Raw genomic sequence first — 10528 nt, 5'->3', positions numbered from 1 at the left:
GTTCAGGTAAAACCACATTGATGAATATTCTGACCTGCCTGGATACCGTAACTGAAGGGCAGGTATTGCTCGATGGGATTGATGCTGCTGGCTTGGATGAAGAAGGGCGCAGGAAATTCCGGGCAGACAAGATTGGGTTGGTGTTCCAGCAATTTCACCTTATCCCTTATTTGACTGCGCTGGAGAACATTATGTTGGCGCAGCATTATCACAGTGTGGTGGATGAAGACGCGGCTCGACAAGTCTTGGAACAGGTCGGGATGACGCCACGTATGAGTCACTTACCTAGCCAACTTTCGGGTGGTGAGCAGCAGCGGGTATGCATTGCGCGGGCGCTGGTCAATCAGCCACCCATTATTTTTGCTGATGAACCTACGGGTAACCTTGACGAAGAGAATGAGCAGCGGGTATTGGATTTGTTAAACCATATCCATCGCCAAGGTAGAACCATTGTGATGGTGACTCACAACCCGGATTTAGGCTGCGTTGCTGACCGGATTATCCGCCTCCAGCACGGTAAATATCTTAATGAAGAGAGTAATCATCATGTGGCGTAAAACGGTCGGTTTATGCGCTTTACTGTTATTGCTGAGCGCTTGTAAGCAAGAAGAAGTTGCTGTGGGGGAAGTTGCACCCCAATTGGCGGCTTATGACCTGCAAGGCAAACCCGTTGCACTCGAACAGTGGAAAGGCAAACAGGTTTACCTCAATTTCTGGTCAGCAAGCTGTGGTGGCTGCCTGGCTGAGATGGCGGCGTTGGATAAACTAAGTCAACAATATCAGCAGGATATTGTGGTAGTGGCGATTAATACTGATCCGGAACAGGTGGATATTGCCCCAGTGCTGGCGCAGCGTAACATCAGTTACCCCGTCATTCGCGATCAACTGGGCATTACACAGGAGCGCTATCAAGTCATTGGCACACCAACCTCTTTTATGATTGACCGTAACGGTAAGGTAACGGAGTTACATCAAGGGGCGCGGGATGAGAAAGCGCTGACCACATTGTTCCAACAATGGGCGGCGGGGGCATAATGAAAGTCTCGCTGCTAGCTGCATGCATAATCGTGTTTAGTGCCGCAGCTCAGGCCGCCACTGACGGCGAACATATCTATAAACAAACGTGTTCAAGTTGTCATGGGCGTCTGGCCGATCGAAAGGGGCTGGATAAAGCACCGCCGCTGATATCGTTATCTCGCAATGAAATCGTTGAGGGGCTCACCGCGCGGCGTGATGGCAAGATTGTCGGTAGAGGTAATAAGGCAAAAGCACATTTGACTGATGATGATATTCAAAAATTGGCAGGCTATATTGAGAGCCTAAAAGCGGCTAAGTCTAAAGCCCCATAAAGTTATTTTGCGCGATTTTCTACTGGTTTTATGAGTTAGAGAGGCTGTGAGCTTGCTTGCCAGGGCGGCTTCATTTAATAACATTTATGCTGTACTATATGTTGCATATTAAATGCATCTTTAAATTATCTGAGGAATATCAGCATGGAAAATACATCAGCCTTGCTTTGCTACAAACAGTTACCTGTCTGGAATAGCGCTGGCGTACCCGCGATGTTTCGTGAAAAGCACAATACCAAAGCCGGAACATGGGCCAAATTGACGATTCTGAGTGGAGAAATGGATTTTTTGATCCTTGATGAAGCGGGTAATACGTTGGAAAGACACTCCTTCTCTTGTGAGAATCAGCCTCCCTTTATTGAACCACAAGTTTGGCACCGTATTGCCGCGTGTTCAGATGATCTACAATGCCAGCTCAGTTTTTATTGTACGGCAGAAGATTTTTATCATAAGAAATATAATTTAACACCGACTCATTCCGAAGTGATTGAGGCGGTGAAAACGGTGAAACCCGGAAAAGCGCTAGACTTAGGTTGTGGTTCCGGACGTAATTCGTTGTATCTTAATTTATTAGGTTTTGATGTGACTGCTGTCGATAAAAATGGCGACAGTATTAGTCATCTGCAACAGATAATTGAACAGGAAAAACGGCTAAATATTACCGCTAATACCTATAACATCAATGAAGCCAGCCTGGATAATTGCTACGATTTTATTCTCTCGACAGTGGTATTAATGTTCCTCCAGCCAGAAAGAATCCCGTATATTATCAATAATATGCAAGAGTGCACCTTACCTGGTGGTTACAACCTGATTATCTCCGCGATGTCGACTGATGACTTCCCTTGTACTGTGCCTTTTTCCTTCACATTAAAATCGGGTGAATTACGCCATTACTATAAAGATTGGGACATCATTAAATACAACGAAGATGTTGGGCAATTGCATAAAACCGATGCACAAGGTAACCGGATAAAACTGCGTTTTGCGACCCTGCTGGCGAAAAAACCATAATGACACTGACGGCTTCGTAAGATTCAACGCTCCGCTGGGTAATCTATTATTTAGCGGGGCGACAAATCGGGTTCATCACGTAATCGACCGACAATATAATCAATGAAAACACGAAGCTTGGCGGGCAAATAGCGTGTTGAAGGGTAGAGCAACCATAAGCCGCCGCTGTATGAGCTGATAAAGCGCCATTCAGGTAATACCTGCACTAGCTGTCCCTGCTGCAAGGCTGTTCTGGCGGTAAAATAGGGCAAACTGCCAATACCGATATGTTGCAATACAGCATCTAGCCTGACACCGGTGTGATTCGCGGCGTAGCGGCCCTTTACTGCAACCGTGATAGCCTTAGTCCCTTGACGAAACTTCCAACGCGCGTCCCCCGGTGTTTCTCCGAGATAAATACAGCTGTGTTGAGCTAAATCATGGGGATGCAGCGGTGTACCCTGGGCAGCAAGATATTCAGGGGTTGCGCACAATAGATGTTCGATATCCATCAACTGCCGTCCGATCATTCCCGGAGGGGGTTGGTCAGTAATTCGAATGGCCAAATCCACATTTTCATCAATCAAATCGACATAGCGGTCATCTAATATCAGTTGCACATCTATTTTGCTGTAGCACTGTAAAAATTCAGCCATATGGGGATGGACCACAAATCGTCCCACCGCTTTTGGCACACTGACGCGAATAAGCCCTTCCGGTTCCTGACTATATTGGCCACTGATCTCCATCACCGAGTTGGCTGCATTGAGCATGGTATTGCAGCGTTTAAAAACTTCTTCGCCGCTTTCACTTAAACGCAATTTACGCGTCGTTCGTTGCAATAAACGGGTAGCCAGTGCTTTTTCAAGCCGACTGACGCTGCGGCTAATGGCCGAAGGGGAAACCCCCAATTGGCGGGCGACAGCTGAAAAACTGCCAGTTTCGACAACCTTAACAAAAATAGCCATTTCACTCAGTAAAGCTAGCGGAAGATTTGTGCTCACAGCGCAATAGTCCTTTGAGTATGTAGCGGATTATCACATCAGACTGACAGCAATATAATCATAATGGAAATGATAAAAGGATAATGATTATGACGACCCGTCTATTTTTTGAGATCGATACGCTGACAATGGATGTTGATGTACTGAGCTGTACGCCGGATGGCGAGGAATTTGCCGTGATATTGCTGGCAACTATTTTCCATCCGCAAGGTGGGGGGCAACCTTCTGATACCGGTTATATAGGCGATAATCAAGTGTTGCGGGTTGTTCATCAGCAGGAGCAATTAGTTCATTATCTGGCGAAACCCATTAAGCCAGGAACCTATTGTGCTCGTGTGGACAATGAGCGCCGCTTATTAAATACGCGTATGCATTCAGCGGGGCATCTTATCGGGAATATTGGTGAAGGTTATGGTTGGCAGCCAGTGAAAGCACATCACTGGCCGGGGGAAGGGCGAGTGTCATTTAAACGGACACAAAACACACAGGTACTTGATATTGATATTATTCAGGCAGCGTTGGAGGAATTTATCCGGCAAGATTTACCCAGACAGATTTCAATACAAGGTAATTTTCGCGAAGTTGGTTTTGGCGAGTTATCGGCCTATGCCTGTGGTGGTACCCATGTCGGTTCATTGCACGAACTGGGTAAGGTTACTGTGCAGTCAATTTCAGAGAAGAAAGGCGTTATGTCAGTCAATTATCGGGTTGATTAATCAGTGAAGATAAAAATCATGAGCAATTTCTAACATAGCCTGCGTAGATGATTATTTTAGCATTTAATGCTGTTGAGAATTATTAATTAACTTCATTGATAATCATTATCACTGAGTGTAATAATATCATCCATATGAGTTCCGTGGAGTATGGATTGTGGCGAATGCGGCTGAAGTGATTTACCCTTCAACAACTGCGATTTCTGATGAAATCGCCAGTTTGTTCGCCCGCACATTCGTGCACTTCTCAGAATCGTTTTATGTTGATGCGGTAGATATACCCAAAGATAGTGTATTGCTTGAGCAGTGGTCGGCTGAAAATAGTCTGCCAGCATTGATGCAAAACTATGAGAATCACTATTACAGCGAGACTGGGCTTAACCCAAATCATAAAGCGCTGCATTCATTATGGGGGCAATGGTATTTCGGGTTGGTTATCCCACCGATGATCTTGATGTTATTGGCATTACCTGCAACGATTGATACCCGTCCAGAGAGAGTTCGCATTAAATTTCACGCAACTGGGCGGCCTGAAACTATCTACTACCAACACGACTGGTTAGATAACTCACCGTCATCTTTACTGCAACGGCTCTATTTATTACTCGATCATCATATTATTCCTGTTATGAAGAGAATAGAACGTCAGCCAAAAGCCAATACCCGGCTGATATGGAATAACATAGGTTATTTGATGTTTTGGTATCTGCGCGAATTCGCAAATAAGTTAGGCCCAATTGAGGGCTATGACGCCATTATTGAAAATCTTTTTCTCACCTCAAACTTGCCTGATGGGCGAGAAAATCCGCTCTATCGTACTGTTATTCCGCGTAATGGGAGGATAGAGCGCCGTACTTGCTGTCAGCGTAATAAACTTCCTGGTGTTGGCAGTTGCCTTGATTGCCCGTTAGAATCTCGCCCATAACCGGTATATCATTCAGCTTACAGATAAAGTAAGCCCTGAAGGATGTTTCGGTGAATAAAGAAAAAATTGCTCATTTAGATGCGGTCAGTCGTAAAGCTCGTACGGTCATGGAGCGAGAAGGGCTTGATGCTTTGGTTGTCACCGTCTGCGATAATTTCTACTACCTGACCGGTTTTGCTAGTTTCTTTATGTATACCTTCCGGCATACTGGTGCAGCTGTCGCGATTATGTTTCGTGATGAAAGCATTCCATCTCAAATCATCATGAATGAGTTTGAAGCTGCCAGTACACACTTTGATATGCCCAATATGGCGCTGAAAACCTTTCCGGTGTGGGTGGATGTTGATGACCCGCGCAACCCACTGAATCATCATAAAAAATGTGAACGCCCTATTGGTCCACCGATCGAGGCTGTCTTTGGTTTGGTGAAAGATGCCCTTGAGAGCGCAGGAGTGTTGGATAAGACCATTGCTATTGAATTACAGGCTATGTCTAACGGCGGTAAAAGTGTGTTAGATAAAGTGGCCCCTGGGCTGAAGTTGGTTGACTCGACAGCGTTATTCAATGAAATACGAATGATTAAAAGCCCGTGGGAAATTCAACACCTGCGAAAAAGTGCTGAAATCACTGAGTTTGGTATCGCCAGCGCGGCGAAGCATATCCGAGTGGGTTGTACCGCTGCCGAATTGACCGCTGCATTTAAAGCTGCTGTCATGACTTTCCCTGAGACCAATTTCTCTCGCTTTAATCTTATTTCAGTTGGTGATAATTTCTCACCTAAAATGTTCCCTGATGAAACCCCGGCAAAGCCTGGCGACTTAATTAAGTTCGACTGTGGAGTAGATGTCGCGGGTTATGGTGCCGATCTTGCCAGAACATTTGTCTTGGGGGAGCCGGATGAACTCACCCAACAGATATATAACACTATCCGAATCGGCCATGAGCATATGCTCTCGATGGTTGCTCCGGGCGTTAAGTTAAAAGACGTGTTTGATAGCACTATGGATGTGATCAAAAAGTCCGGTTTACCGCATTATAACCGCGGTCATCTTGGCCACGGCGATGGTGTATTTTTAGGGCTGGAAGAAGCACCTTTTGTTAGCTCATTGGCAACAGAAACATTCCGGCCAGGTATGGTGCTAAGTCTGGAAACACCTTATTACGGTATCGGAATGGGTTCGATTATGCTGGAAGATATGATTCTCATTACCAATGACGGGTACGAATTTTTAAGTAAATTGGATCGCGATTTACGCCGGTATAATTAATTTGTGCGTAATTTCTCATTTTTATGAATTAAAATTCATTCTTAAATAGACTCTCGTTTTTTTAAAAGAGTCTATTTTTAATTTTTAGAATGATGCCGTTAATGATATGGAAATAATAAAATATCCATATAAAATATGGGGTTGAAGTGCGACTGAGTTTTAACTTTTTGGCAATGCGATTGAGTTAACTCACCAGCAATTAAAATCATTCTATTTTCTATTATAACGATCGTGATAATTACGCTCTCTCGTTATTGCAGAGCTTCGCTGGGTGTCAGTTTAAAAAATATTTTAGAGAGTCAAAATTTTAAGTAGCAAATTTCTCCATAACACGCCTGAAACCGCGCCATACGCTCTTTTTTGCAGAACACTGTATCGTAGCATTTGCTTAGTAAAAATATTTAGTCTTTAAATTTCGCTTATTAGTAGCATTTTTCACTAAGAATAATCCTAATTCAATCTAAATTAACGCCCATTCTACTTTTTCGCCTCTATTAATCGCTGGAATAACAATATTCTATAATAATTACGCAATAGTATTTTCTTTCAACTATCCTATGTAACATGCTGTAATACATTCTAAGGACTTCATTTCATCATAATTCCATAATGAAAAATGGATGTTCGTGAAGTAGCTTTTCTTGAAAATCAAACAAGTTGCTGGCTTAAGGGTTATATAATGTATAACGCATTCACGACACTGCTGCGCCCGTTGCACCGGCACAGAATTACTATATTAGCGCTATTAATTTCCGGCCTTTCAGTTAATCCAACTTTGGCAGAAACACAGTATGATTCATTGATCATCAAAGCCAGAGCAGGGGATACCGCGCCGGTCCTTGATTATTTACAAAAAGAATCTAAAGCCGGGCCGCTTAATAGTGGTCAGGTTGATGACTGGCTGCAAATCGCCGGTTGGGCTGGGCGCGATCAGGAGGTCATTGATGTTTACGAAAGATATCATTCCTCGGTGAATCTATCCTCGCGTGGACTGGCCTCTGCCGCGCGAGCATATCGCAATGAAAAACGTTGGGATCAAGCTCTGGCGCTCTGGCAAAGCAGTTTGAAGAAAGACCCCACCAACCCTGACCTCATTACCGGCATGATCATGACACAGGCTGATTCCGGCCGTGGTGGTGCGGCGTTACAACAGGCAAAAGAGTTGGCCGAGCGTAACCCTTCCGCGCAAAATTATATGACTCTGTCTTATCTCAATCGTGCCACTAATCGCAATTATGATGCGTTGCAGGCCTCCAGTGAAGCGGTGCGGTTGGCACCTGAATCTGAGGAGGTATTAAAAAATCACCTCGAGATTTTACAACGAAATCGTATTGCTGATCCGGCATTGCAGCTGGCCAGAGAAAATCCGAAATTAGTGACGGCTGAGCAGTATCGACAACTTGAAAGAGATGCGGCGGCTGAGCAAGTCCGAATGGCGGTACTGCCGACACGCAGTGAAACTGAGCGTTTTTATATTGCGGATCAGGCCTTAGCGGATTATCAGGATTTGTTAACTCGCTGGAGTAAAGACCCTGACGCACAGTCAGATTATCAGCGGGCGCGTATTGACAGACTCGGCGCGTTATTGGTACGTCGTAACACCGCAGAGCTGATTAAAGAGTATGAAAGTATGGAAGCTGAGGGCTATAAAATGCCTGACTATGCCCGCCGTTGGGCCGCTTCTGCCTATATTGATCGCCGGATGCCAGAAAAAGCCGCGCCGATCCTCACCAGTCTCTATTACGCCGACGGAAAAACATTCCGCAATAGTGATGATTTACTTGATGCTGATGATCTCTATTACGCGTTGAATGAAAGTGAGCAATTGGATAAGGCTCATCAATTCGCCAAGAACTACAGCGAGCAAACACCTTATCAGGTTGGGGTTTATGGCCTGCCGGGTAAAGAGCCAAATGACGATTGGATGGAAGGTCAGACCTTGCTGGTGCAATCTTTGGTCGCACTGAATGACTTGCCCGCCGCCCAGAAAAAACTGGAGACGCTATCCAGCACCGCACCCGCAAACCAGAACTTACGTATTGCTTTGGCGGGTGTTTATCTGGCCAGAGATTTACCGCGCAAGGCTGAGCAAGAGCTGAAAGCGGTGGAGTCGTTGGCACCACGCAGCCTTATTCTGGAACGTGCGCAAGCCGAAACAGCGATGGATTTGCAGGAATGGCGTCAGATGGAATTGTTAACTGATGATGTCATTGCGCGATCCCCGGAAGATGTCCCTTCGCAAGAATTAGACCGGCAACGCAAAGTTCATAATATGTATGAATTGCGCGTAACGGGTAACCGGGTCATCTCCTCTGGAAGCCCCATTACCGGTGATAAAGATTACGGTCTTGAGGCGATTTTATATAGCCCACCTATTGCCGATAACTGGCGCGTATTTGGCGGCGGGAGCTTTGATAATGCCCAGTTTGAAGAAGGTAAGGGTATCAATCGTGCGACCCGATTAGGGGGCGAATGGACTTCCCGTGACCACTGGGCGGAAGCTGAAGTGAATAATCAGAATTATGGTTTTGGCAATAAAACCGGATTCCGTTTAGCAACCTGGTATGACTTTAATGACCATTGGCGTGTGGGTGGTCAGGTGGAGCGATTGGCAAAAGATACGCCGCTGCGGGCGATGAAAAATAATATCACTGCCAACAGTGCCTCTGCCTTTGTGTTGTGGAAAGCCGATGATCGCCGTGATGTTGAATTTAATGTCACCCCGTCTGATTTCTCTGACGGTAACAACCGTTGGGAATACGAATTGAATGGGCGTCAGCGCATCTGGACAGGGCCTTATCTGACGGCTGATTTCAATTTGGGCTTAGCCGCCAGCACTAACACCAAAGAAGACGTGATTTATTACAACCCGAAAAGGGATTTCACTTACGTGCCAGCAGTAACCTTAAATCATATTATGTATCGCCATTATAAAACTATCTGGAGCCAGCAAGTGCAGCTGGGTGTGGGCGGCTACTGGGAGAAAAACTACGGTAATGGCCTGGTCACTACGGCAAGTTATGGGCAGCGAGTTCAATGGAATGATGTCGTCGATACAGGTTTAGCCGTTACCTACGACAAGCGCCCCTATGATGGTGTCCGTGAACATGACCTCTCACTCGCTTTCGATTTGAATTACCGTTTCTAAGGGAAGTCGCTATGGCGAAGATACTATTTTTTATCCGGATACTTGTAGTTGGAATGATAACGTTACTGGCTTCCGTCTGTTATGCAGAGAAACCGGTATTTGTTCCACCTGCCGAGCGCGCATTGCCGCTCAGTGAAAGGCCGTGGCAGAAGAATACGTTTGTGGTTATTGCTTATCATGATGTTGAAGATGAGTCAGCTGACCAACGTTATTTGTCGGTAAGAAGCAGTGCATTAAGCGAACAACTGGCTTGGTTGAAGGACAATCGCTATAACGTGGTTTCCGTCGATCAGATATTGGCGGCGCGTAATGGCGGCACTCCTTTACCTAATAAAGCTATTTTACTGACATTCGATGATGGCTATAGCAGTTTCTATAACCGCGTTTATCCATTGTTAGAAGCCAATAATTTAAGCGCAGTATTGGCTCCTGTAGGGACGTGGATCGATACGCCACCCAATAAAAAAGTGGATTTTGGTGGTTTAAGCACTGATAGAGATCGTTTCCTCACTTGGAAACAGATCACTGAAATGTCTAAGTCAAAGCTGATTGAAATCGGCGCACATACTTATGCTTCACACTATGGGGTGATTGCCAACCCACAAGGGAATACTGAACCGGCAGCAGCCAACCTGATTTATGACCCCAAGACCAAAAAGTATGAGACTGAAGCTGCATTTAAGCAGCGGATGGAAAAAGATATTTCGTTGATAACCGAGCGCATTATTAAAGCGACCGGTAAACAGCCGCGGGTTTGGGTGTGGCCATACGGCGCACCAAACGGCACTGTGCTCAACATCTTGCGCCAACATGGCTACCAAATGGCGATGACATTGGAACCGGGTATTGGCAATGTCAATGATCTGATGAATATCCCACGTATTCTGATCAGTAATAATCCGTCATTGAAAGATTTCGCCCAGCTTGTCACGTCGGTGCAGGAAAAAGACATTATGCGGGTGGCGCACGTCGATTTGGATTATCTCTACGATCCAGACCCGGCACAGGAAAAGGAAAATCTGGATAAATTAGTCCAGCGGATTTCCGATTTACGTGTCACTACCGTGTTTTTACAAGCATTTTCTGACCCGAAAGGGGATGGCAATATTCGCCAGGTTTACTTCC

10 protein-coding genes are annotated in these 10528 nt (G+C 45.4%); 9 read left to right on the top strand and 1 reads right to left on the bottom strand.

Translation table 11 applies throughout. The features are described 5' to 3' along the window. The 4 genes from ACNSO8_RS04555 to tehB form a co-directional block, all read left to right on the top strand. The coding region (locus ACNSO8_RS04555; RefSeq protein ID WP_418393953.1) for an ABC transporter ATP-binding protein at positions 1–557 on the top strand (557 nt) is incomplete at its 5' end. Beyond that, positions 547–1035, top strand: a complete 489-nt coding sequence (locus ACNSO8_RS04550) for a TlpA family protein disulfide reductase (RefSeq protein WP_005168973.1) — start codon at positions 547–549, stop codon at positions 1033–1035. The genes ACNSO8_RS04555 and ACNSO8_RS04550, both read left to right, overlap by 11 nt. Beyond that, positions 1035–1349 carry a c-type cytochrome gene (locus tag ACNSO8_RS04545; RefSeq protein ID WP_418393952.1) on the top strand — a complete coding sequence of 105 codons (315 nt, stop codon included), beginning with the start codon at positions 1035–1037 and terminating at the stop codon, positions 1347–1349. The genes ACNSO8_RS04550 and ACNSO8_RS04545 overlap by 1 nt, the downstream gene beginning before the upstream one ends. A gap of 144 nt (positions 1350–1493) precedes the next feature. Beyond that, on the top strand, positions 1494–2363 hold the full coding sequence (gene tehB / locus ACNSO8_RS04540; RefSeq protein WP_050160751.1) for an SAM-dependent methyltransferase TehB: 870 nt from the start codon (positions 1494–1496) through the stop codon (positions 2361–2363). Between the two features lie 50 nt (positions 2364–2413). On the opposite strand, the gene ACNSO8_RS04535 is transcribed toward tehB, so the two are convergent. Then, positions 2414–3346 (bottom strand): LysR family transcriptional regulator, encoded by a 933-nt coding sequence (locus ACNSO8_RS04535; protein ID WP_263700637.1) that lies wholly within the window; start codon positions 3344–3346, stop codon positions 2414–2416. Between the two features lie 89 nt (positions 3347–3435). On the opposite strand from ACNSO8_RS04535, the gene ACNSO8_RS04530 reads away from it, so the two are divergent. From ACNSO8_RS04530 to pgaB, 5 genes are all read left to right on the top strand, one after another. Next, positions 3436–4062 (top strand): hypothetical protein, encoded by a 627-nt coding sequence (locus ACNSO8_RS04530; RefSeq protein ID WP_019079203.1) that lies wholly within the window; start codon positions 3436–3438, stop codon positions 4060–4062. Between the two features lie 157 nt (positions 4063–4219). Further along, on the top strand, positions 4220–4987 hold the full coding sequence (fhuF, locus tag ACNSO8_RS04525) for a siderophore-iron reductase FhuF (RefSeq protein ID WP_221869768.1): 768 nt from the start codon (positions 4220–4222) through the stop codon (positions 4985–4987). 50 nt (positions 4988–5037) lie between these two features. Further along, on the top strand, positions 5038–6255 hold the full coding sequence (locus ACNSO8_RS04520) for a M24 family metallopeptidase (protein ID WP_050160753.1): 1218 nt from the start codon (positions 5038–5040) through the stop codon (positions 6253–6255). A 679-nt stretch (positions 6256–6934) separates the two neighbouring features. After that, on the top strand, positions 6935–9403 hold the full coding sequence (gene pgaA, locus ACNSO8_RS04515) for a poly-beta-1,6 N-acetyl-D-glucosamine export porin PgaA (RefSeq protein WP_050160754.1): 2469 nt from the start codon (positions 6935–6937) through the stop codon (positions 9401–9403). Between the two features lie 11 nt (positions 9404–9414). Further along, a partial coding sequence (gene pgaB / locus ACNSO8_RS04510) for a poly-beta-1,6-N-acetyl-D-glucosamine N-deacetylase PgaB (RefSeq protein WP_418393951.1) occupies positions 9415–10528 on the top strand: 1114 nt, incomplete at its 3' end.

The sequence above is a fragment of the Yersinia sp. LJYL362 genome, assembly GCF_048323875.1.
This window is presented reverse-complemented; position numbering and strand designations above follow the sequence as displayed.